General features: G+C 69.6%; 19 protein-coding genes. 8 read left to right on the top strand and 11 right to left on the bottom strand.

The features are described 5' to 3' along the window. The first annotated feature begins 227 nt into the window (after window positions 1-227). Entirely contained in the window at window positions 228-1019 is a 792-nt protein-coding gene (locus tag AC1VNM_RS21000; RefSeq protein WP_483108181.1) for an MHFG family PEP-CTERM protein, read from the top strand. 166 nt (window positions 1020-1185) lie between these two features. Here the strand turns inward: AC1VNM_RS21000 and uvrA are convergent, their stop codons facing one another. Next, on the bottom strand, window positions 1186-4194 hold the full coding sequence (gene uvrA / locus AC1VNM_RS20995; protein ID WP_483108180.1) for an excinuclease ABC subunit UvrA: 3009 nt from the start codon (window positions 4192-4194) through the stop codon (window positions 1186-1188). Window positions 4195-4385: 191 nt separating this feature from the next. Here uvrA and AC1VNM_RS20990 point away from each other — a divergent pair, with 191 nt between their 5' ends. From AC1VNM_RS20990 to AC1VNM_RS20980, 3 genes are all read left to right on the top strand, one after another. Beyond that, window positions 4386-6395 carry a putative bifunctional diguanylate cyclase/phosphodiesterase gene (locus AC1VNM_RS20990; protein ID WP_377161688.1) on the top strand — a complete coding sequence of 670 codons (2010 nt, stop codon included), beginning with the start codon at window positions 4386-4388 and terminating at the stop codon, window positions 6393-6395. A gap of 155 nt (window positions 6396-6550) precedes the next feature. After that, window positions 6551-6733 (top strand): hypothetical protein, encoded by a 183-nt coding sequence (locus AC1VNM_RS20985; RefSeq protein ID WP_377159177.1) that lies wholly within the window; start codon window positions 6551-6553, stop codon window positions 6731-6733. Between the two features lie 315 nt (window positions 6734-7048). Next, window positions 7049-7351 (top strand): hypothetical protein, encoded by a 303-nt coding sequence (locus AC1VNM_RS20980; RefSeq protein WP_483108179.1) that lies wholly within the window; start codon window positions 7049-7051, stop codon window positions 7349-7351. Between the two features lie 166 nt (window positions 7352-7517). Here the strand turns inward: AC1VNM_RS20980 and recQ are convergent, their stop codons facing one another. After that, complete coding sequence (recQ, locus tag AC1VNM_RS20975) at window positions 7518-9386, bottom strand: DNA helicase RecQ (protein WP_483108178.1); 1869 nt, start codon at window positions 9384-9386, stop codon at window positions 7518-7520. A gap of 126 nt (window positions 9387-9512) precedes the next feature. Here recQ and AC1VNM_RS20970 point away from each other — a divergent pair, with 126 nt between their 5' ends. Next, complete coding sequence (locus AC1VNM_RS20970; RefSeq protein ID WP_483108177.1) at window positions 9513-10481, top strand: GGDEF domain-containing protein; 969 nt, start codon at window positions 9513-9515, stop codon at window positions 10479-10481. Between the two features lie 237 nt (window positions 10482-10718). After that, window positions 10719-11276 carry a single-stranded DNA-binding protein gene (locus AC1VNM_RS20965; RefSeq protein WP_088408626.1) on the top strand — a complete coding sequence of 186 codons (558 nt, stop codon included), beginning with the start codon at window positions 10719-10721 and terminating at the stop codon, window positions 11274-11276. Between the two features lie 148 nt (window positions 11277-11424). Here AC1VNM_RS20965 and AC1VNM_RS20960 read toward each other — a convergent pair whose 3' ends face one another. The 9 genes from AC1VNM_RS20960 to AC1VNM_RS20920 form a co-directional block, all read right to left on the bottom strand. Then, window positions 11425-12378 carry a hypothetical protein gene (locus AC1VNM_RS20960; protein ID WP_483108176.1) on the bottom strand — a complete coding sequence of 318 codons (954 nt, stop codon included), beginning with the start codon at window positions 12376-12378 and terminating at the stop codon, window positions 11425-11427. A 566-nt stretch (window positions 12379-12944) separates the two neighbouring features. Further along, entirely contained in the window at window positions 12945-13418 is a 474-nt protein-coding gene (locus AC1VNM_RS20955; RefSeq protein WP_377159182.1) for a RidA family protein, read from the bottom strand. 39 nt (window positions 13419-13457) lie between these two features. Further along, window positions 13458-14144 (bottom strand): YoaK family protein, encoded by a 687-nt coding sequence (locus AC1VNM_RS20950; RefSeq protein ID WP_483108175.1) that lies wholly within the window; start codon window positions 14142-14144, stop codon window positions 13458-13460. After that, the gene (locus tag AC1VNM_RS20945; RefSeq protein WP_483108174.1) at window positions 14141-14593 is read right to left on the bottom strand and encodes a DoxX family protein; all 453 of its coding nucleotides are present in this window, start codon (window positions 14591-14593) and stop codon (window positions 14141-14143) included. Before AC1VNM_RS20945 ends, AC1VNM_RS20950 begins: the two co-directional genes overlap by 4 nt. A gap of 93 nt (window positions 14594-14686) precedes the next feature. After that, window positions 14687-16615 carry an amidohydrolase gene (locus AC1VNM_RS20940; protein WP_483109313.1) on the bottom strand — a complete coding sequence of 643 codons (1929 nt, stop codon included), beginning with the start codon at window positions 16613-16615 and terminating at the stop codon, window positions 14687-14689. Then, window positions 16608-16898, bottom strand: coding sequence for a XapX domain-containing protein (locus AC1VNM_RS20935; RefSeq protein WP_377159185.1), 291 nt, complete (start codon window positions 16896-16898; stop codon window positions 16608-16610). The genes AC1VNM_RS20940 and AC1VNM_RS20935 overlap by 8 nt, the downstream gene beginning before the upstream one ends. 31 nt (window positions 16899-16929) lie before the next feature. After that, window positions 16930-17583, bottom strand: a complete 654-nt coding sequence (locus tag AC1VNM_RS20930; RefSeq protein ID WP_377159186.1) for a hydrolase — start codon at window positions 17581-17583, stop codon at window positions 16930-16932. A gap of 79 nt (window positions 17584-17662) precedes the next feature. Beyond that, a complete protein-coding gene (locus AC1VNM_RS20925; protein ID WP_483108173.1) occupies window positions 17663-18655 on the bottom strand; it encodes an alpha/beta fold hydrolase in 993 nt (330 codons plus the stop codon). Window positions 18656-18787: 132 nt separating this feature from the next. Beyond that, window positions 18788-19420 carry a response regulator gene (locus tag AC1VNM_RS20920; protein ID WP_377159188.1) on the bottom strand — a complete coding sequence of 211 codons (633 nt, stop codon included), beginning with the start codon at window positions 19418-19420 and terminating at the stop codon, window positions 18788-18790. A gap of 217 nt (window positions 19421-19637) precedes the next feature. On the opposite strand from AC1VNM_RS20920, the gene AC1VNM_RS20915 reads away from it, so the two are divergent. Further along, a complete protein-coding gene (locus tag AC1VNM_RS20915) occupies window positions 19638-20450 on the top strand; it encodes a helix-turn-helix transcriptional regulator (protein ID WP_483108172.1) in 813 nt (270 codons plus the stop codon). Between the two features lie 82 nt (window positions 20451-20532). After that, the gene (locus AC1VNM_RS20910; protein ID WP_483108171.1) at window positions 20533-23829 is read left to right on the top strand and encodes a sensor histidine kinase; all 3297 of its coding nucleotides are present in this window, start codon (window positions 20533-20535) and stop codon (window positions 23827-23829) included. Window positions 23830-23851 lie beyond the last annotated feature (22 nt).

Raw genomic sequence — 23851 nt, 5'->3', positions numbered from 1 at the left:
CCTGGGTGTGCGAACTGCGAGAGCAGTGTGACAAAAACCACGCGCGACCACACCCCCGGCTGAGGGGGACGGCCCGTAGCGACGGGGTTTCGCTCCCTACACTCCCGACCAATTCCTGTCACATCCCGTGATTCAAGCGCACGGATGGATACAGGAAAGACTGCCGGCAAGGCCTGACCCCGACGAGGTGTTCTCACGGAGGCGGCCGCCGAATAAAGAGATCAGTCATGTCGTTGGTGGCCGCATTCGCGTTGGCCGCGTCCACGGTGACGCTGCCGAACTGTTCCTGGGATCGACCCGGCGTGAACCCGTTCATGGGGGATCTCGTCGCGGCCGTGGACCGGTACAAGGACATCCCGGCGGCCACGCGCGCCAAGCTGAAGACCCGCATGGCGGCGCGTCAGTACGACGAGATCGTCGACATCCATCGCGACAGCATCGTCGGCCGCTACGACTACGGCGCCGAGATCCGCGACATGCACTTCGGCGCCGGATCGGTCTGCAAGACCGTCACGCGCGGCAAGTGGACCGAGCAGACGCTGGAACGCGGCCTCGTGTATTGCGAGGACGGTCAGTGCATCCTGGTGCCGACGGTCTGCCGCAATGTGAGCCGCATCTCGCGCGGCAAGCTCAAGCCCGCCGCGGGCGGCGCGCAGACGGCGAAGAACGAGGAAGATCCGCTCATGTTCGAACCGCCGGCGGCCGGTGCCGCCGAAGGCGCGGGCGATCCGGGCAGCTTCTCGCGGACAGCAGCGCTGCCGCCGACGGCGACGTCCGATACCAGCCTGCTCGCGCCCACCACGCCCGGCAGCAGCAGCGGCGGACTGAGCGGCGGCGCAGCGCCCCCTGCGGGTGGCAGCCCCGGCATCATCACGCTGCCGCAGATCCCGCAGAACAGCGGTGGCAACGGCGGCACGCTGCCTGTGGTGCCCGGTGTGCCGGAGCCGCAGACGTGGCTGCTCTTCGCGTTGGGACTGGGCGCGCTGGCGTTCGCGGTGAGGCGCAAGACGGTTGCTTGACTGCACCCTTTGGCGCGCGATCAAGCCGACCTCAGCCCCTCTTCTCCATCTCCCTCCTTCACTTGCCTACCGGCAAGTGAATTCCCTCCTTAAGTTCCGAAGAGGGGCTGAGGTCGTCTCGATCCGAACGATCGAGTGGGGCGAGGAGCGAGGTGCGGGGGGTTGATCAGCCGCGGGCGAGGAGCGGCTTCAGATAACGACCCGTGTGGCTGGCCTCGCAGGCGGCAACGTCCTCGGGCGTTCCTGCGACGAGCAGGCGGCCGCCGCCCGATCCTCCTTCGGGACCCATGTCGATCAGCCAGTCGGCCGTCTTGATGACGTCGAGGTTGTGCTCAATGATCACGATGGTGTTGCCCGCGTCGCGCAGTTGGTGCACGACCTTCAGCAGCAGCGCAATGTCCGCGAAGTGCAGGCCGGTCGTCGGCTCGTCCAGGATGTAGAGCGTGCGGCCGGTGTCGCGCTTGGACAGCTCCAGCGCCAGCTTGACCCGCTGCGCCTCGCCACCCGACAGCGTCGTCGCACTCTGCCCCAGCTTCACGTAACCCAGACCGACATCCATCAGCGTCTGCAGCTTGCGCGCCAGCGTCGGCACCGCGCTGAAGAAGGGCAGCGCGTCCTCCACCGTCAGGCCCAGCACCTCGGAGATGTTCCGGCCCTTGTAGAGCACCTCCAGCGTCTCGCGGTTGTAGCGCTTGCCGAAGCAGGTGTCGCACGGGACGTAGACATCAGGCAGGAAGTGCATCTCCACCTTCAGCACGCCGTCGCCCTGGCAGGCCTCGCAGCGGCCGCCGGCCACGTTGAAGCTGAAGCGGCCCGCGCCGTAGCCGCGCTCGCGCGCGGTTGGCATCTCGGCGAACAGCTCGCGGATCGGCGTGAAGAGGCCGGTGTAGGTCGCCGGGTTCGAACGCGGCGTGCGGCCGATCGGGGACTGGTCGACGTTGATGACCTTGTCGAAGGCCTCCATGCCCTCGATCTCGTCGTGCTCGGCCGGCTCGGCGTGGCTCTGGTAGAGCTTGCGCGAGACCGCCGCGTACAGCGTGTCGTTGACCAGCGTGCTCTTGCCCGAACCGGACACGCCCGTCACGCAGGTCAGCAGGCCGACCGGGAACTCCGCGGTCACGCCCTTGAGGTTGTTGCCGCGTGCGTTGACGATCTTCAGCGTGCGCGGGTCGGGGCTGTCCGCCAGCGCATGGCGCTTCTTCGGAACCTCGATGCGGTCGAGACCGCTCAGGTAGCGACCCGTGGAGGACTCATGATTCGCCGCGACTTCCTCGGGCGTGCCCTGCGCCATGATCCGGCCGCCGTGGACGCCCGCGCCCGGACCGAGGTCCAGCACGTGGTCCGCCGCGCGGATCGCGTCCTCGTCGTGCTCGACGACGAGCACCGAGTTGCCCAGGTCGCGCAGTCGCCGCAGCGTGGCGATCAGGCGGTCGTTGTCGCGCTGGTGCAGGCCGATGCTGGGCTCGTCCAGCACGTACATCACGCCCGTCAGGCCCGAGCCGATCTGCGACGCGAGCCGGATCCGCTGCGCCTCGCCGCCCGACAGCGTGTCGGCGCTCCGGTCCAGGCTCAGGTAGTTGAGGCCGACGTCGTTGAGGAAGTGCAGCCGCGAGGCGATCTCGCGGATCACCTTGTCGGCGATCTCGGCCTTGGCGCCCTTGAGCTTCAGCCCCTCGAAGTAGTGCAGCGCCTCGCGCAGCGTCGCGTGCTCGACCTCATAGATCGGCTTGCCGCGTTCGCCCTCGGCGGCTTCGGCCGGTTGCAGCAGCACGTTGCGGGCTTCGCGGCGCAGCCGCGAGCCGTCGCACTGCGGGCAGGGCTTGGCGCTCTGGTAGCGCGCGAGCTCCTCGCGCACGGCGGCCGAGTCGGTCTCGCGATAACGCCGCGTGAGGTTGGGCAGGATGCCTTCGAACGGGTGGGCGCGCTTGACGCTGCGCTTTTTCCCGTTCGCACCCTCGGCCTCGTAGGTGAAGCTGATCTCGTCCTCGCCGGAGCCCTGCAGCAAGACCTGGCGCGCCTGCTCGGGCAGCTCCTCGAAAGGCAGCTCGATGTCGAAGCCGTAGTGCTTGGCGACCGTCTCCAGCATCGAGAAGGTGTAGGCATTGCGCCGGTCCCAGCCCTTCACCGCGCCGCTGGCCAGGCTCAGGGTGGGGAAGGCGACGACGCGCTCCGGATCGAAGACCGTGACCTGGCCGAGGCCCTCGCAGGACGGGCAGGCGCCCACCGGGGAGTTGAACGAGAACAGCCGCGGCTCGAGTTCCGGCAGCGAGTAGCTGCAGATCGGGCACGCGAACTTGCTGGAGTAGATCGCCTCCGTGCCGCTGTCCATGTTCAGCACCAGCGCGCGGCCGTCGGCCAGGCGCAGCGCGGCCTCGAAGCTCTCGGCCAGGCGCTGGCGCAGCGTGTCGGCGCTGTCGTGGCGCAGCTTGATGCGGTCGACGACGACGTCGATGTCGTGCTTCTCGGCCTTCTTCAGCGCGGGCAGCTCGGTCACCTCGACGGTCTGGCCGTCGACGCGGAAGCGGACGTAGCCCTGCGCCTGCAGGTCCTGGAACAGCTCGACGAACTCGCCCTTGCGATCGCGCACGACCGGTGCCAGCACCATCAGGCGCGACTCGTCCGGCATCGCCAGCACCGCGTCGACCATCTGGCCGACGCTCGACGCCTCCAGCGGCAGGTGATGGTCGGGGCAGAACGGCGTGCCGGCGCGCGCATAGAGCAGGCGCAGGTAGTCGTGGATCTCGGTGACCGTGCCCACGGTGGAGCGCGGGTTGTGGCTGGTGGCCTTCTGCTCGATCGAGATGGCCGGCGACAGGCCCTCGATGACGTCGACATCGGGCTTGTCCATCAGCTGCAGGAACTGCCGCGCGTATGCCGACAGGCTCTCGACGTAGCGGCGCTGTCCCTCGGCGTACAGCGTGTCGAAGGCCAGCGAGGACTTGCCCGAGCCGGACAGGCCGGTGATGACGACCAGCTGGTTGCGCGGCAGGTCGACGTCGATGTTCTTGAGGTTGTGGGTGCGGGCGCCCCGGACGCGGATCATCGGCGTCTCGCCGACCGGTCGCAGCGCCTGTCCCAGGTATCGGCCGGCGCCCGACTGCAGCTCTGCGCCCGCCTTCGGCTCGGCGCTCGGCTCGGACGGGGCGGGGACGGCGGGCGGGACTTTCGTGGACATGGGGGCCGGGAGACAGCTGGAGTCGAACTCGCCATGATAGGGCCAGGGCTGGTTCCGCGCCGGGCCCTGCTGACACCGCGTGGCAGCGGGAGGAATGCCTAAATCCTTCCCGGCGACCCCGTCTTTGCGGGGGGGCTCCCACATTTCGGACGTGCAGAATCAGCCATCCCCCTCCTGCCCCACCCTCCTTGATGAAGCTCAAAGCGCCGTCGCTGTCGCTGCGCAGCGTGATCCTGCTTGCGGTGGTGATCGGAATCGCCGTGCCGGCGCTGGCGCTGGTGGCGTTCAGCGATGCCTTCATTCGGCGCAGCCTGGAGCCGGTGCTGGAAGGCCAGCGCGCGGCCGTGCTGACGCTCGCCGCGAACGGCCTGGCCGAGCCGCTGTGGACGGTGGACAGTCCGGCGGTGCAGCGGGCGCTGGATCAGCTGCTGTCGGACGTGAACGTCTGCGCGGTCGAGCTCAGCGAGGAACGCGCCGACACCCGCGATGTCGTCCGCACCAAGTGCAGCCCCGGCTGGCCGACGGTCACCCTGGCGGCGACCATCCAGCGCGACGCGCAGGTGCTGGGCAGCCTGCGTGTGCAGTTCGACGACGCCGCGCAGGAGCGCATGCTGGAAGAAGGCCGTCAGCAGACGGCGCTGATCGTGGCGTTCCAGGTGGCGGCGGGTGTCGTCATCGTGCTGCTGGTCTTCTATCTGCGTCTGGTGCGACCGATCGACCGCCTGAAGCAGCTGGCCAGCGCGATCGCCGAACGCCAGCCGGTCCCGCGCCTGCGCTGGAACCGCAAGGACGAGCTGGGCCAGCTGGGCGTCCACCTGGATCAGATGGGCCAGCAGATCGCCGGCCTGCTGGCGGACATGGAAAGCAAGAACGCGCAGCTGCATCAGCTGGCGATGTACGACCACCTGACCGGACTGCCCAACCGGACGCTGTTCCGCGAGGTATTCCTGCACGAGGCCGCCGTGGCGCGCCGCGAGCAGACGCATCTGGCGCTGCTGTTCGTCGACCTGGACCGCTTCAAGGCGATCAACGACTCGCTCGGCCACGCGGCCGGCGATCGCATGCTGCTGCAGGCCAGCGAGCGTCTGCGCCAGGCGGTGCGTGAATCGGACCTGGCCTGCCGCGTCAGCGGCGACGAGTTCCTGCTGCTGATGCGCGATTCGAGCGAGCACGTCGGGCACGCGGCGCAGCGGCTGATCGAGGCGCTGAACGCGCCGCTGCAGCTCGAAGGCGGCGTGGCGAGTGTGTCGGCCAGCGTCGGCATCGCGCTGTTCCCGCGCGACGGCGAGGACTTCGATACGCTCGTCCGGCACGCCGACCTGGCCATGTACCGCGCCAAGCAGATGGGGCGGTCGCGCTACAGCTTCTTCCAGCAGGACATGGACGCGGCGGCGGTGGAGCGGATGGAACTCGAGCGCGAGCTGAAGCTGGCGCTCGAACGCGACGAGCTGCTGCTCCATTACCAGGCCGTCGTGGACGCCCGCACCGGCGAGTGGTCGGGGCTGGAGGCGCTGATGCGCTGGCAGCATCCGCAGCGGGGTCTGGTCATGCCGGGCCAGTTCATCGAGCTGGCGGAAGAGACGGGGCAGATCCTGGCGCTCGGCTGGAGCACGATCGAGCAGGCCTGCGCCCAGCTGGCGCGCTGGAAGACGGCGGGGCGGCACCCGGGGCCGATCTCGATCAACCTGTCGGCGCTGCAGTTCCGGGAACCCCGGCTGGCCGAGCGCATCGCCGAGTCGATGCGCCGCCACGCCGTCGCTCCCGGCGAACTGGCGATCGAGCTGACCGAGAGCTCGCTGCTGACCGACACCGACACCGTCCTGCAGACGCTGGCGCGTCTGTCGGAACTGGGCCTGAGCCTGTCGGTGGACGACTTCGGGACGGGGTATTCCTCGCTCGCCTATCTGAAGCTGCTGCGCCCGGCGCGCCTGAAGATCGACCGGGCCTTCGTCCGCGACCTGCCCAACAGCGCCGACGACCGGGCGCTGGTCCGCGCCATGATGGGCATGGCCGAGGCGCTCAGCATCGACGTCGTCGCCGAGGGCGTCGAGACCGAGGCGCAGCGCGACGCGCTGCTGGCGCTCGGCTGCTGGCAGCAGCAGGGCTATCTCTACTGCCGGCCGCAGCCCGCCGTGGCGCTGGCGGACCGGCTGGCCGCCTGGCCGCCCCAGGCTGGGGCATCGCTCGCCGCGAGCGTCTGAGACCACCCCCCTAACTTCCGTTCAGCCGGCTGGCCGGCATTTCGGCGCGCGATTGCGGCAATTCGTCGCGTCCGGATGGCCTTGTCATGGACGGCGGCGCACAGTCCAACCTCGTTGAACCTTCCAGGACAGGAAAGACACCGCAGGGGACCACCATGAACGACGCCGCAAAGACCTTCCTCACCGCCTTGGCCGCCGTGGCCAGTGCCGCCGTCATCGCCTTGTGGCTGGCGGACACGAACGAGGCCGCGCGTCCGTCCAACACCCTGCCCCTGCACTGGGCCGAGCAGACCATGCCGGGACCTCAGGCCGATGAGGCCAGCAAGCCGCGCGGATGACCGTGCGGCCTGCGCTCCGATAGACGCCACGCTTCCCCCCGGCATTTCGAAGCCCGCCTGACCAGCGGGCTTCTTTTTTGACCGCTCCGGGTGTCCGCAGTGTCCGATGTGTCCGCGGACACAAGAAGCCAGATCGCTCAGAACACCGATGGAATGGGCGATCCCGGCGATCGAGGCCTTCCACTCATCCATTCGTCGCGATTCCGCGCAGTTCACTCCGCCGCCGCGCGCATTCGTCGCTTGTGGCTCGCGAAGCAGGGCCGCAATGACGACACTGACTTCACTGACACACGCAACCCCTTCAAGGAGATCGACATGAGCACCACCACTTCCAAGACCCGTTCCACGCGCAGCCCGCGCATCGGCATGACCGGCGCCGCGAGCTTCAAGGCCTTCGCCTTCGGCATCGGCGCCACGCTGGCGATCGCATTCAGCCTGCTCCACGTGCAGGAACAGCGCGAGCAACGCGCCGCCGTCATCACGCTGGATCCGGTGGTCATCACCGCCAAGCGCACGCAGCTGCCCACGGTCTACATCACCGGCCGCCGCGACACGTCGGCCGACGGCCGGCAACTGGCTTCGGCCGCGCAGGTCGGTTGCACCACCCAGCTCTGCTGAGCTCCCGCGGTTGCGCTGTCAGAGCGGCGACCGCGGCAGATCAGCTGTAGCGCTCGCCAACGAAAACGCCCGGCAATGCCGGGCGTTTTCCTTTTCATCAGGGCGATCGCATGACGATCGCATGACGCGACGAAGGGCTCGACGGGGCCGCGGGGTCAGTCCTCGCTCAGTCCTCGCTCAGCACGCGCAGCAGCGCGTCGCCGTAGGCCTCGAGCTTCTTCGCGCCGATGCCGCTGATGCCGGACATCTCGTCGAGGGACTTCGGTTGCACGCGCGCGAGCTCCGCGAGCGTGACATTCTGGAAGATCACGTAGGCCGGCAACCCGTGTTCGCGTGCCACCTCGGCGCGCCAGGTCTTGAGCGCGTCGAAGCGCCCCTGCGCCGCCGCGTCCAGATCGGCTTCCGCTTCCGAGCGCCGGGCCGACGACGCGCCCGTGCGGCTGGACTTGCTCCGCTTGGTCGGCGTGGCGGGCTGACGCAGCAGCATCCGCACTTCGCCGCGCAGCACGGCCTTGGCCTCGCCGCCGAGGGAGAGCGTGTTGTATTCGCCCTCCGTCACCGCGTAGCCCAGCGCGATCAGCTGGCGGATCACCGCGCGCCACTGCTGCTCGCTGAGCGATGCGCCGACGCTCCAGGTGCTCAGCTCGTGGTGCCGGTACTGCTTGACCTTGTCGGTCTCCTTGCCGCGCAGCACGTCGATCAGGTGGCCGGAGCCGAAGCTGAATCCCGTCACCTGATGGAAGCGGTAGATGCACGACAGCGCCATCCGCGCCGCCTCGGTCGCATCCCAGGTTGCGGGCGGGTTCAGGCAGTTGTCGCAGTTGCCGCAGGGCTGGCTGTCCTCGCCGAAGTAGGCCAGCAGGCGCACGCGCCGGCAGTCGATGGCCTCGGCCAGCGCCAGCAGCGCGTCGAGCTTGCCGCGCTGCACCTGCTTGAACTCGTCGGTGGACGGGCTCTCGTCGATCATGCGCCGCTGCTGGACGACGTCCGCCAGGCCGTAGGCCATCCATGCCTCGGCCGGCGCGCCGTCGCGACCGGCGCGGCCGGTCTCCTGGTAATAGCCCTCGATGTTCTTGGGCAGGTCCAGGTGGGCGACGAAGCGCACGTCGGGCTTGTCGATGCCCATGCCGAAGGCGATGGTCGCGACCATCACGATGCCGTCCTCGCGCAGGAAGCGGTCCTGGTGGCGCTTGCGCTGGTCCTGCTCCATGCCCGCGTGGTACGGCAGCGCGTTGATGCCCTTGGACCGCAGCCAGTCGGCGGTCTCGTCGACCTTCTTGCGGCTCTGGCAGTAGACGACGCCGGCCGCGTCCTCGTGCTCGTCCTGGATGAAGCGCAGCAGCTGCTCGCGCGGGCTGTCCTTCTCGACGATCAGGTAGCGGATGTTGGGCCGGTCGAAGGACGCGACGAAGACCCGTGCCTCTTCGAGCTGCAGCCGATCGATGATGTCGGCGCGGGTGATGTCGTCGGCGGTGGCCGTCAGCGCGATGCGCGGGATGTCGGGGAAGCGCTCGTGGAGCAGGCTCAGCGACAGGTACTCGCTGCGGAAGTCGTGGCCCCACTGGCTGACGCAATGCGCCTCGTCGATCGCGAACAGGCTGAGCAGGCCGCGCTCGTACAGCGACTGCATCTGCGCGATGAAGCGCGGCGTGTTGACGCGTTCCGGCGCGGCGTACAGCAGCGTGATGCGGCCGGCGAGCATCTCGCGCTCGATGCGCTGCGTTTCCTCGGACGTCTGCGTGGAGTTGAGGAACGCGGCCTCGACGCCGGCCTCCTCGAGCGCGCCGACCTGGTCGTGCATCAGGGCGATCAGCGGACTGACGACCACGGTGACGCCATGGCCGGCGCGCTGGCGCGCAATCGCGGGGATCTGGTAGCAGAGCGACTTGCCGCCGCCGGTGGGCATGAGGACCAGCGCGTCGCCGCCGGCGGTCACGTGATCGACGATCGAGGCCTGCTGGCCGCGAAAGGCGCTGTAACCGAACACCTCTTGCAGGATGTCGAGCGGGACGGGATGATGGCTGGACGAACTCATGGAGCTCTCGATTGTCCCGCACATCGACGGGTCCGCCGTTGACCCGATCCCGATCGAGCCGAGATCCGGGCCCCGGTCGGCGCAGAGCGGCATCGAACCTCCACAGCACAGGCAGACACGTCGACCATGATCGCTGCGCCGTTGCCCGATGACGAGAACGCCCGCCTGTCCACGCTGCGCGTGCTGCAGGTGCTGGACACGGATCCCGAGGAACGCTTCGACCGCCTGACGCGGATGGCCAGACGGCTGTTCCAGGTGCCGATCGCGCTGGTCAGCTTGATCGACGCGGACCGGCAATGGTTCAAGTCCGCGCAGGGCCTCGACGTGCGCGAAACACCGCGCGACCTCAGCTTCTGCGGCCACGCCATCCTGTCGGAAGACATCCTGCTGATCCCCGACGCGCATGCGGATCCGCGCTTCGCCGACAACCCGCTGGTGACCGGCCCGCCGCACATCCGCTTCTACGCGGGCTGCCCGGTGCGTGCGCCAAGCGGTCACCGGCTCGGCACGCTGTGCCTGATCGACCGCGTGCCGCGCGGCTTCGACGCGGACGACCAGGCGACGCTGCGCGATCTGGCCTTCATGGTCGAACAGCAGTTCGCGGCGATGTACATGGCGATGGTCGACGAACTCACGGGTCTCGCGAACCGGCGTGGCTTCGAATCGCAGGCGGGCCACGTGCTGGCGCTCTGCCGACGCCAGCAGTGGCCGGCGACGATGCTGTACTTCGACCTCGACCACTTCAAGCACGTCAATGATCGCTACGGCCACGCGGAGGGCGACTGGGCGCTGAAGTCCTTCGCGGACATCCTGCGCTTCTGCCTGCGGGCGTCGGACGTGGTGGCCCGCACCGGCGGGGATGAGTTCGTGGCGCTGCTCAGCGGCACGGCCACCGAGCAGATGGCCCCGGCGCTGGAGCGGGTGCGGACGCAGGTCGGCGCGCTCAATCTGCGCGCGCAGCGGGGCTACGAGTTGGCCTTCAGCGTGGGCGACGCGGCGATGCCCGCAGAGCAGCCGCTGGCCCTCGACGAACTGATGCAGCAGGCGGACGCGGCGATGTACGCGCACAAGCAGTCGAGGCGGCGGCTGGACTGAGCCGCGGGCTCCCGATCCAGGTCGTTCAGCGACTTGGAGATGCCATCGGATTGGTGTTTGCTTGGAAGTGTCCTGGGAAAGGGCAGGCGGCATAATCCGACCCCTGCGCCGCGTTTCGGGAAGCCGAACCGGTCCGAAACAGCTCAATGCAACCCGAAACGCCTGTTCCGGGCGATTGGCGGCGCAAAAGCATCCTTTTCAGAACACCCCAACCATACGCAAGCGAAGGCAACCACCATGGCCTCGGTCAACAAAGTCATCATCCTCGGCAACCTGGGCCGTGATCCCGAACTGCGCTACACGCCGAGCGGCAGCGCGGTGTGCAACGTGAGCATCGCGACGACGCGCAACTGGAAGAGCCGCGAAGGCGGCGAGCGCCAGGAAGAGACCGAATGGCACCGTGTGGTGTTCTACGACCGCCTGGCCGAGATCGCCGGCGAGTACCTGAAGAAGGGCCGCCCGGTCTACGTCGAAGGCCGCCTGAAGACCCGCAAGTGGCAGGACAAGGAAGGCAAGGACAACTACACCACCGAGATCATTGCCGAGCAGATGCAACTGCTGGGCGGCCGTGACGGCGGCGATGAGATGGGCGGTGGCGGTGGTGGCGGCTACAGCCGCGAGCAGCGCGGCGGCGGTCAAGGCGGTGGCCAGGGTGGCGGCGGCAGCGGTCGCGACAGCGGCGACTTCGACGCGCCGCGCGCGCCGGCTCCCCGCGCCGCAGCCCCTCGCGCCCCGGCCCCCGCGCCGAAGGCCGCGACCGGCTTCGACGACATGGATGACGATATTCCGTTCTGATCGCCATGGAGCGCAGGCTCCTTTGGCATCTGGCCCGTCGCTCAAAGCCGCGGGCCATTTTTTTGCCTGGAGGTTCTCCACCGGTCGGACTGAAAGTCGGCCGCGTGCCGGAGCGCCGCAGGGGCGCCGTGAGGCACCCCTCGCTACATCAGAAGAAGTAGCAGTACGGCTGCACCGGCGTGTTGGGGCAGAAGACCTCGTTGATGTAGGTCCGGTTGTCCCACAGCGCGAAGTTGTAGCCGTTGAAGTTCAGCGAGAACACCGGGTCGTTCGAGGTCGCCGTATGCGCATACCCGGTCGGACCGTGGATGTAGTGCTTCGGATCACCGATGGTCATCGTCAGGTCGATGGACCAGAACGCGTTGGCCAGGTCCGACTTGAAGCTCGGCCACAGGTCCGAGCCGTTCACGACGAACAGGTTGTTGGGCAAGGTGTCCAACCCCATCAGCTGAACCGGCGCCAGCTTGCTGACCTCGCCCAGCGCGTTGTAGGCCGCGCGGACGCCGTCGGCGATGGCCTGGTCGACGTAGTGATCGACGACGGCATCCACCACGATGTTGACGAACGGGATCCAGTCCAGGCTGGTGTCGCAGGTGTACGACGGCGTCACCGAGAAGTTCTCGACATTGGCGAAGGTGAACACGCCGGTGTACGGGTCGATCGTGCCGTTGACGCGCGTCGACGAACTGATCGTGGCCTGGACCTGGCAGCTCACCGTGACGCCGAGCTTGGACTGCTGCACGCGGACCGATCCGGTGGCCTGCAGACCCCAGAAGGAAGCGACACCGTTCTTCAACTGCAGGTAGACCGGTCCGCTGACGGTCGAGGCCGCGCTGTTGGCGACGGCGCCATTGACCGACTGCAGTGCCTCCTTGATCTTGGGCTGGATGGCCGACTTGATCTTGGACATCACCGCGGTCTGGGCATCGACGATCGGCCGGTAGACGCTGCCGGCCTGAGCCTGGTCGAAGCGTGTGTTGCGGCCATCGGGCAGGACCAGCGTGCCGCTGTAGACATTGGTGCTGGCGAACGCGGACAACGAGGTCAGTCCGCCGAGGGCCATCGCGGCGATGACGCCGAGTCGGGACAGAGTTCGATTCATGACAGAGAAGCTCCCTTGTTGAGTGGCCCAGCGACGGCCCATCGGGACACATGGCCGCGGATCAGTCAGGAGAGCGTGCTCACGCCGCGATCGGACATGCGGCGGCCTGCGAAGGCGGCGTCGCTTCTTTCCTGTCGTGGTGGAGCCCTCCCCTGGGCTTGTCCGCGTGTGGTCTGGTGTCGGACGGCGACGGCGCTTGGCGCCTGTCGCGAGGCCATGCTAGCGATGACCTTTCGCGGGCTCGTGCAGTGGAAACCCTGGACGGACCTCAGGCGTTCGCACTGAAGCGATCCGGCTCACGCGTTCTTGACGAGGCGCATCGTCATGGCCCGTTGCCTATCGGTAGCCGACGCGAACCCCGCTCGCCCGACCGCGACTGAGCCGACGCCTCCTGCCCGTCGCCAACGAAGATGACGGATGTCAGGTCGTCGAGGCGGCTGTAACGGGCGTGCACTTTCCATCCGTTCGTGCACGGGACAAACCTACGTCGGCGCGGCGTCTCCCGCAAATGCCGATCAGCAACGCGACGATGCGACGGGTGGGAGGCGCCCGTCGTCCTCCGCCCGTCAGGGCTGGACGGCGACCGTCAGATCCAGCTCCACGCTCGCATTCTTCGGCAGCGCGTAGACACCGACCGATGTCCGCGCATGCGTGCCCGCCGGGCCGAGGATCTGCACCAGCAGCTCCGACGCGCCGTCGGCCACTTCGCTGAGCTGGGTGAAGTGCTCGGCACCCTGCGTGAACACGTTGAGGCGCAGGATCTGCTTCACCGCGTCGAGCGAGCCGAGCGAGCGCTGCAGCAGCACCAGCGCGCGCATCGTGCAGATCTTCGCGGCGAGTTGCGCGCGGGCCAGGTCCACCTCGGCTCCGACGCGGCCCGTGACCACGACGGTGTCCTTCACGCGCGGCACCTGGCCGCTCACGTAGACGACATTGCCGTCGCGGATCAGCGGCTGGTAGTTGCCGCCGGCCTTGATCTCGCCGTCGAAGTCGTAGCCCAGTTGCTGGGCGGCCTGGGTGAGGGCCTGGTCTCTGCTCATGGTGTTCTCGTCGAAAGGGAATGACCCATTCTGACGCGATCACCCCTTGTGATCCGTCCTCACATCCATCACGACCAGACCGACGAGCATCACCAGCGGTAATAGCAGGGACCAGAACTTCCACCCTGCATACGCGAACGCTCCGGACAGCGCGCCGACCGCGAACGCCAGCACCGGCCAGATGAACCGCTTCAACCGGTCCCGCACCTCCGGGCCCGCCGCGCCGCGCAGCAGGTCGACGCTGTCGATCACCACCTGCGTGACGTTGCCGGTCATCACCGTCGTCGGCGTCAGCGCCGGCCATGCCAGCCGGCCCGCCGCGTTCTGCACGGCCATCGCGGCCGTCATGAACAGCCCCGTCGCCATCGCCCACGGCGCATCCGGCGCGAGCACCGCGCCCGCCGGCACGCTGCAGACCAACGCCACCAGCAGCAGCACCGTCTGCATCACCAGCAGCGGCCGGCTCGCCACCGTCTTCGTCCGCTCGCAGCGCAGTGCCACCAGCCGCGCAAGCGCCACCGCCGCGATGAAGGTCGGGAACACCAGCAGCTTCAGCAGCACGCTGTTGGCGCTCGCGCGGCTCAGCTCCGCGCCGATCAGCACGAAGTTGCCCGTCACATGCGCCGTGAACAGGCCGAACAACGCCACGAAACCCACCGTGTCCACGTACCCGCCGATGAAGCCCAGCGCGAGGCTTGCCAGCAGCAGCTTCTTCGCGCCGGTCATGCCGCCCCCTTGCGCTCGAGCACGGCGATCCTCGCCGCCATCGCCAGCGCACAGATCAGGCCGAGGTGCTCGAGGAACGCGTTCTTCGCCATGAAGCGCGCCTGACCGCTCAGGTCCCAGAAGTTGTTGGCGACGAGCATCGCCACCAGCGTCAACACGCCCAGCGCGCCGGCCGCCAGCCACACCTGGCGGTTGACGATCAGCAGCACCGCGCCGACCAGCTCCACCGCGATCGCCAGCACCGCCCACAGCGCCGCCGGCTGCAGGCCGAAGTGCGCCTGCTCCGCGACCGCGCCGGGGAAGTCCATGGCCTTGTCGATCCCGCCGATGAGGTAGGCCGAGGCCAACCCCACCCGAAGCAGGAGCCCGAAGGTGGGCCATTGCAGGATCCTCTCGACCCACCGCGGCGCCGCGGGGGGCAAGGTCTTCAAGGTTCGGAACTCGCTCATCACACTGCTTTCATCACGCGTCGCCCATCACACAGCGCTCATCACAGCGCCCATCAAAGCGCCCATTACACGGCGCTCCCTGCACGTCGCTCTTCACACCGCCCAGCACGCGCAACCCAGCGCGCCCCAGAAACCGCGCAGGTCCGACGCCGGAATTTCCGACGCCCACGCGTTCGCATGCGCATGCCCGTGGACGCCGCACGCCGTATCGCAGCAGGCGACGCGTTGCATCGCCGCCTGCAGCGGCTTGCCTTCCGAACCCCAAGCGCCGTAGCCGCCGAAGCGCCGCACCGGCGACCAGTCCGGCATCGCCGGCGGCGGTGCCGAGTCGTCGAGCTCCGCGAACTCGCCCGCGCCCCACACGACCTTGCCGCCGACCATCGTCAGCAGCGCGCTCGTGTCCGCGATGTCCGATTCCGGGCAGCCGAAGAAGTCGCGGTCCGGCACGACCAGGTCGGCGAGCTGGCCCGCCACGATCTGGCCCTTGTTGCCCTGCTCGTTCGAGAACCAGGTGACGTTCTCCGTCCACATGCGCAGCGCCGCCTCGCGGTCCAGGCAGTTGCGCTGCGGCGTGATCTGCAGCCCGCCGACGGTGCGTCCCGTCACCATCCACGACAGCGACACCCACGGGTTGTACGAGGCCACCCGCGTCGCGTCCGTCCCCGCCGAGACCTTCATGCCCCGGCGCAGCATCTCGGCCACCGGCGGCGTCGCCTCGGCGGCGCGCGCGCCGTAGCGCTCGACGAAGTACTCGCCCTGGTAGGCCATGCGGTGCTGCACCGCGACGCCGCCGCCCATCGCGGCGATCCGATCCATCGAGCGCGTCGAGATCGTCTCCGCATGGTCGAAGAACCAGTTCAGCCCATTGATCGGCGTGTCGCGATGGACCTTCTCGAAGACATCGAGCGCGCGCGAGATCGTCTCGTCGTAGGTCGCATGCATGCGCCACGGCCAGCGGTTCTGGACCAGGATGCGCACCACCTCCTCGAGCTCGCCTTCCATCTGGTCGGGCATGTCCGGCCGCGGCTGGCGGAAGTCCTCGAAGTCGGCGGCGGAGAACACCAGCATCTCGCCCGCGCCGTTGTGGCGGAAGTAGTCGTCCCCCTGCTTGTAGGTGACCGACTGCGCCCAATGGAGGAAGTCCTCCTTCTCCTGTCCCGCCTTCTGGGTGAAGAGGTTGTAGGCCAGCCGGATCGTCAGCTGTCCGGCGTCGGACAGCTTCTGGATGATCTGGTAATCCTCGGGATAGTTCTGGAAGCCGCCGCCGGCATCGATCGCGCCGGTGACGCCGAGCCGGTTGAGCTCGCGCATGAAGTGGCGCGTGCTGTTGAGCTGGTATTCGGGCGGCAGCTTCGGCCCCTTGGCCAGCGTCGCGTAGAGGATCGATGCGTTCGGCTTGGCCAGCAGCAGGCCAGTGGGATTCCCGGCGGCGTCGCGCAGGATCTGGCCGCCCGGAGGCTCGGGCGTCTCGCGCGTGTAGCCGACGGCCCGCAGCGCGGCGCCGTTCAGCAACGCGCGGTCGTAGAGGTGCAGCAGGAAGACCGGCGTGTCCGGCGCGACGGCGTTCAGCTCGTCGATCGTCGGCAGCCGCTTCTCGGCGAACTGGTGCTCGGTGAAGCCGCCCACCACGCGCACCCACTGCGGCGCGGGCGTGATGTCGACCTGCGCCTTGAGCATCGCCATCGCGTCGGCCAGGCTGCGCACGCCGTCCCAGCGCAGCTCCATGTTGAAGTTGAGCCCGCCGCGGATGATGTGGAGGTGGTTGTCGATCAGGCCCGGCAGCACGCCGCGGCCCTTCAGGTCGATGCGGCGCGTTGCGGGGCCCGCGAGCGCCAGGATCTCCTGGTTGGCGCCGACGCTCTGGAAGCGGCCGTCCTTGATCGCGACCGCCTCGGCGCGCGGCCGCGCGCGGTCCAGCGTCGTGAAGCGGCCGTTGAACAGCACCAGGTCGGGCCAGGCCGCCGCAGCGGAAGAAGCCGCCGAAGCGGCCGTCGATGAGGAGGTGGATCCTGTCTCAGACATCATGGGTCTCCGCCTTGGCCGGGGTCCCGGCCTGTGCCTTCGCCTGATCGCACCCGGGCATCTGCCCGAACATGTGCGGGCGCACCTTCTGCTCGATCCAGCTGGCCTGGTGCGTGTCGCGCTGCAGCCATTGCCGCACCAGCGGCGGGATCTGCTCGCCGGCGAGGATGCCCAGCAGGCCCACCAGCGCGATCACCGGCGGCGCCGGCGATCGCACGTTGAGCACGCCGTAGATCACCCCGACGAGCAGCCCCACGGCGGCCGACAAAACATATGCATTCATGAGGGCCGCCTTTCCGCGGGAACGAGGGCCATCAGCCCTCGTGGGCGTTGAACATCGTCTTGGCGTAGTTGATGCCGATGCCGTACGAGCCGCCGACCTTGCGCGCGATGCCGGTGGTCAGGTCGTAGGTCTCGCCGCGCGCCCAGTCGCGCTGCAGCTCCAGCAGGTACTGCAGCGACGTCATCGGCTGCGCGCCGGCCTGCACCATGCGTTCGACCGCGCGCTCATGCGCCTCGGCCGAGACGTCGCCGCAGGCGTCGGTGATCACGTAGACCTCGAAGCCCTGGTCGATCGCCGACAGCGCCGGACCCACGATGCACACGCTGGTCCACAGGCCGGCCAGCACGATGCGCGGCTTGCCGATGCGGTTGATCTCCTCGATCACCGCCGCGTCCTCCCAGGTGTTCATCGAGGTGCGGTCCAGCAGCTTCTGGCCGGGGAAGGGCGCGGTGATCTCTTCGAACATCGGGCCGGAGAAGCTCTTCTCGGCGACCGTGGTCAGGATCGTCGACACGCCGAAACCGGCCGCCGCCTGCGCCACCAGCGACGCGTTGGTGCGCAGCTCGTTGGCGGAGATCGAATGCGTGGCGAAGGCCATCTGCGATTGGAAGTCGATCAGGACCAGCGTGTGGTCCTTCGGGTTCAGCAACTTGGCGCCGGGGGCGGCCTTGGCGGTCGGGGTCATGGGAATCTCCTTCGGGGAATGAGGGGCCGATCGATGCCCGTCGGCGCGGGGGCCGGCGGCGGCGATCGACCCGGGACGATCAGGACTTGGCGAAGGCCAGCAGGTCGGCGTTGAGCTGGTCCTTGGCGGTGACCGCCAGGCCGTGGGCGCCGCCCTTGTAGACCTTCAGCGTGGCCTTGGGCGCGAGCTTCACCGACAGCTCGCCGGCATTGCCGATCGGCACGATCTGGTCGTCGTCGCCGTGGATGATCAGCGTGGGCACGGTGATCTTCTTGAGGTCTTCGGTGAAGTCGGTTTCCGAGAACTGCTTGATGCAGTCGTACTGCGACTTCAGCGAGCCCTGCATGCCCTGCAGCCAGAAGCTGTCGCGCGCGCCTTGCGACACGACGGCGCCGGGGCGGTTGGCGCCGAAGAACGGCGTGGTCAGGTCCTTGTAGAACTGCGAGCGGTCCTTCTGGACGCCGGCGCGGATGCCGTCGAAGACCTCCTTGGGCAGGCCGTTCGGATACGCGGCGGACTTCATCATCGTCGGCGGCACGGCGCCGACCAGCACGACCTTGGCCACGCGCTTCGTGCCGTGGCGGCCCACGTAGCGGGTGACTTCACCGCCGCCGGTCGAGTGGCCGACCAGCACCGCGTTCTTGACGTCCAGCTTGTCGAGCACCGCGGCCAGGTCGTCGGCGTAGGTGTCCATGTCGTTGCCGTTCCAGCTCTGGCTGGAGCGGCCGTGGCCGCGGCGGTCGTGCGCGATGACGCGGAAGCCGTTCTGGCCGAGGAACAGCATCTGGTCTTCCCAGGCATCGCTGCTCAGCGGCCAGCCGTGCGAGAAGACGACCGGTTGGCCGCTGCCCCAGTCCTTGTAGAAGATCTGGGTACCGTCCTTGGTGGTGACGTAGCTCATGGGGGCTCCTGGCAGGGTGTGATCGGATGAAGAAGAGGAAGAGGCCGCCGGGGTCGCGGCCGCGGCGCCGTCGGCCAGCGCGAGCGGCAGTGCCGCGGCGAGCGCGAACTGGCCGCCCAGCGCGAGCACGTCGCGGCGGGTGGGATCCGTGGGGATCGAGGGAGTGGTCATCGAGGGTCTCCGGGGAATGCCACCATCGTAGGAACGGCTCCCCGGTGGAACCAGCCGCCGATGGCGCACCCGATGCTCTCCCGTCGGAGGCAGGCCGGCGTGACGCCCCGTTGCAGTCGGGGTCCGGACGGATTACAGACGCAACAGACCGCGCTTGAGCGCGAGCACGACGGCATGCGTGCGGTCGCGCGCGTCGAGCTTGGACAGGATGGTCTTGACCCGCGCCTTGATGGTGTCCTCGGACAGCGAGAGCAGGCCGCCGATCTCCCGGTTGCTCCGGCCCTGCGCGATGTGCTCCAGCACGTCGATCTCGCGGCCGGAGAGCTGCTCCTGGCCGGCGTGGGCGGCGATTTCCTGCGCCACCTCGTTGGGGATCCAGCGGTTGCCGCGGTGCACGGCGCGGATCGCGTCCAGCAGCTCGGTGCGCAGCTGCGTCTTGAGCAGGTAGCCGCTGGCGCCCAGCTTCAGCGCCTGCCAGGCCTGGCCGTCCGACTTGAAGGTCGTCAGCACGATGACGCGCGCCGCCGGGCTCAGCGCCCGCAGCCGCGCCAGCGCCTCCAGCCCGTCCATGCCCGGCATCTGGATGTCCATCAGCGTGACGTCGGGACGCAGCCGCTCGAAGGCCTGCAGGCCCTGCCAGCCGTTGTCCGCCTCGCCCACCGGCGTCATGTCCGGCTGCTCGCCCAGCACCGCGGCGATGCCCTCCCGCATCAGCGGGTGGTCGTCGACCGTCAGGACGCGGATGGGATCGGACGCGGGCACCATGGCGGCGATCATAGGGGCGCCCCCTCGCCACCGTCCCCGTTCCAGGGGGCCGATACCCTTTCGGGTAGGCGTTGTCGACTCGACCGGGGCTATCGCAGTGCAGCATCGCTTCCGATGATCGGCGCAGTCCTTCGAGAGAGCGCTTTCAGCGTCTCCCAGCGGCCCTCCTCCGGTCCGCCTTCGCCATCACCGCCCTTCAACGCCCTGGGAGCCGTCCATGTCCCTGATCGAGCGCCTTCATGCCGTCCCGGATGCCGTCCTCGACGCGATCGTCCTCCACCGCAATCCGCTGCTGCGCGCCGGCATCGCCGCCGCGTTGTCGCCGTTCTTCCGCGCCCATGACGCGGGGGATGACGCCGGCCTGATCGCCGAGTCCGGTGTGCTGCCGACACTCGCCGCCGGACCGTCCGGCCGCGCCGAGCCGATCCGGCTCGTCGTCGCCGACCACGACGGCGCGCTGCAGGCGCTGGCCGGCGAGCCACGCCGGGCCCCGGTCGGCGGCGCCGGCGCACTCGGGCGTCATGCCGGCGCCGGACTGCCCGGGCCGCATTGGCTCGTTGTCAGTCCCGTGGTGCACGGCGGCCGGGTCCGCCAGGCCATGGCCGCGGGGGTGCTCGGCTACGTGCATGCCGCCTGCGCGCTGGAGGAATTGCGCGACGCCGCGCGCGCGGTCGCGGCCGGCCGTCGCCACCTCTGCCGCACGGCGGCCGCCGCGGTCGCCGAAGGCTGGCTCGGCGACGACCTCACCCCGCGTGAGCGCGACGTGCTGCGCATGCTGTGCCTCGGCCTGGACAACAAGTCCATCGGCCTGCGGCTGGGCGTCGCGGCCGGCACGGTCAAGACGCATGTGAAGACGCTGCTGCAGAAGCTTGGCGCGCGCAGCCGCACGCAGGCGGCCACCGAGGCGCTGCGCCGCGGGCTGCTCGACGACGAGCCGCTGATCGACGACCCCTTCCCGCATCCGGTGCGCGTCGCCGTGCGCGGGGCGGCTCACGGCCTGTACGGGCTCCGTCCGCTGCCGGCCGCATGAACGGTCCAGCGCGCGCTTGACCCCGGGCGGCGCACAGGGTCACAGTCGGTGCCGGACCGGCATCGGAACAGGGAGGACGCGTGTGGCGAGGTGGTGGGCGGGACTGATCCTGGCGGCGGCGAGCCTCGTCGGCGCGGACCATGCGCCGGTGCGCGCGGCCGAGGGCGGCCTGGCCGATTTCTCCCACCGCTCGTGGAGCGTCCGCGAAGGCGCGCCGCCGGACGTCTGGACGATGGGCGGCGGGCGCGAGGGCGAGCTCTGGCTCGGCACCGGCATGGGCCTGTACCGCTTCGACGGCCTGCGTTTCGAGCGCTACCGGCCCGGCGATCCGTCGCTGCCGGCGGTCAACATCAACGCGCTGCTGGTCGACGACGACGGCACGCTGTGGCTGGGCCTCTTCGAAGGCGGCGTGCTGCAACTGCGTGAAGGGTCCGGCGCGCGCGAGGGTCAGGTCGTGCGTCACGGCGCGGCCCAGGGACTGCCGGGCGGCCGCGTGCTGCGCCTGGTGCGGGCGTCGGGCGCGCTGTGGGCCGCGACGGGCAAGGGGCTCGCGCGTTTCGACGGCCGGCGCTGGTCCCGCATCGGCGAGCAGGAGGGCTATCCGGAGCCCGCCGCCGAATACCTGTTCCGCGATCGGCAAGGCACGCTCTGGGTCAGCTCCGGCGAGCGGCTCTACCGCCTGGCCGCCGGCGCCGAGCGTTTCGAGTTCACCGGCGTGCGGACGGGGCGCTCCGCCGTGATGACGCAGGACGTCCAGGACCGGCTCTGGCTGGCGGACGGGCGCGGCGGCGTGCGGCCGCTCGGACTGCCGGGCTCGTGGCGTGCGTGGACGGCGCTGCCGGGCACGGCGCCGGCGCCGGGACCGCTGCGGGCCGACGATCTCGCCGCGGCGCCCTTTTCCCCCAGCGTGGTGTCCTCACGCGACGGCCAGCCGGTCACGCTGGTCAAGCAGATGCTGTTCGCCAGCGACGGCGGGCTGTGGGTCACGGTGAATGGCCGCGGCGTGTTCCGGACCGATGCCGCGGCCACGGCGCGGCTGCTGGCGGGCGAGCAGCTCGACTGGACGCGCGGACGCTGGTTCACCGTGGCGGACGGGCTGGGATCGTCGATCACCGTGCCCTTGCTGGAGAGCGACGACGGCGAGATCTGGGTCGGCACCAACGTCGGCGTGAGCAGCCTGCGCCAGCACCGCATCCAGCGCGTCACGCGCCTGGAGGACGCGGCCGCCACCGGCTTCAGCGTGCAGCCGGACGGCAGCGGCGTGCTGCTGTCGAGTTCCTCCGCCAGCTGGCGCGTCGACCCGCCCGGCGGCCCGGTGCGCGACAACGGCGTCGATCCCCGACCCTTGTCGCGGCGGCCGGCCACGCAGGCGATCCGCGCCACCGACGGCGCCCTCTGGCTGTGGGACAACGAGACCCTCTGGCGCTCGCTGCCCGGCGGACGCTGGGACCGCTGGGACCTGTCGCTGCCCGCCGGCGCGATGGCGGCCGCGAATGCCATGGCGGCCGATCCCACCGGCGGGCTGTGGCTGTCACTGCAGGACGTCGGCGTGTTCCACGCGACCCGCGCCGGCGTCGAACGGGTGAAGGACGCGGAACTGGACGGCGCTCCGCCGGCGGCCTTGGCGGTCGATGCGGACGGTGCGGTCTGGTTCGGACACAACGGCGTGCTCACCGGCATCGACGACCGCGGCCGACGCCTGCGCTTCGGTCCGGAGCAAGGGCTGCGGACCGGCCGCATCCACACGATGATCAACACCCGCCACGGGCTGGTCGTCGCCGGCGAGAACGGCGTGGCCCTGGGCAGGAACGGCGGCTTCGCCACGATCACGCTCGCCCGCGATCCCGCCTTCGCGCGGGTGTCCGGCGTCGTCGAGTCCCTGGACGGCGACCTCTGGCTCAACGGCGCGCGCGGGCTGGTGCGGCTGGCCGCGGCGGAGGTGCCGTCGCTGTTCGACGAGTCCGCCCATCCGCTGAGCTATCAACTGCTCGACGCCGCCGACGGGCTGCCGGGCATCGCGCGGCAGGCCTCGGCGACGCCCACCGCCGTGCGCGACGCCCGCGGCCGGTTGTGGTTCGTGACCAACCTCGGCGTGGTCTGGCTCGATCCGGCGCGGACGCCGCGCAGCTCGCGCGAGGTCCGTGTCGACGTGCAGGCGCTGATGGCCGGCGGGCAGAACTATCCGGCCGCGCAGGGCCAGCAGCTGCCCAGAGGAACCAACGCGCTGACCTTGCGCTACGCCGCGCGCGTGCTGAGCAAGGCCGAGCAGGTCCGCTACCGCTTCCGGCTGGTCGGCGTCGACGCCGACTGGCGCGACGCCGGCACGCAGCGCGAGGCGACCTACGCCAACCTCGGTCCCGGCGACTACCGCTTCGAGGTGCTCGCCTCGAATCCGGACGGCCTCTGGAGCCGCCAGCCGACGGTGCTGGCCTTCCGCATCGCGCCGATGCTCCATCAGCAGCCGGCCTTCCGCTGGGCGGTGGCGCTGGCGCTGATCGTGGCCGTCTGGGGCGGCTACCGGCTGCGCGTCCGGTCGCTGCAGGCCCGGCTGCGTCTGCGCCTGGCCGACCGCCACCGCGAGCGGGAACGCATCGCCCGTGACCTGCACGACACCCTGTTGCAGGGTTTCCAAGGCTTGTTGCTGGGCCTGGATGCGAGCGTGCGGCGCGTTGCCGACGCGGCATTGCGCCACAAGATGGAACGCGATCTGACCCGCGCGGAGGCGCTGCTCGCGGAAGGCCGCGATCGCGTCGGACAACTGCGGCAGCGCATCGACGACGAGGATGCCGCCGAGCGGCAGGAGCGGCGAGGTCGTGACCGCGATGACCGCGATGACCGCGACGACGGTGGGAGCGATGACGGCGCCGATCGCCACGGCGGCGGCGGTCATGGGGGCGGCGATGGCGATGGCGATGGCAGGCGTGATGGCCGTGCCTTGGCCGACGGTCTGGCGCGCGCCGGGCAGGATCTGATCCGCCCGCCAGGCCAGTTCCGGATCCGGGTGAGCGGAACGCCGCGCGCACTGCCGGCGCCGGTGGAGGATGAGCTGCTGCTGATCGCGCGCGAAGGCCTGACCAATGCCGATCGCCACGCCCGGGCGACCGAGGTGACGCTGGCGCTCGACTACCGGGCCGACGTCGTGCTGCTGACCGTGCGCGACAACGGCATCGGCCTGGCGCCGGACTGGGAATCGCGCCAGGCGCGAGGCGTGCGTTACGGCATGTGCGGGATGCGCGAGCGGGCGCGGCTCATGGATGCGAGCTTTACCGTGCACAGCGTGCCCGGTGCGGGCACTGAGCTGGTCCTGCGCGTGGCCGATCCGCGACACGCGGGCTGGCTCGAGCGCTGGCGGCAGGTGCGCGCGCCTGTCTCCCCGTGAAGTCCCGAAGGGTCAGGGCAAA

The organism is Mitsuaria sp. MSU3D (genome assembly GCF_056867975.1).
This window is presented reverse-complemented; position numbering and strand designations above follow the sequence as displayed.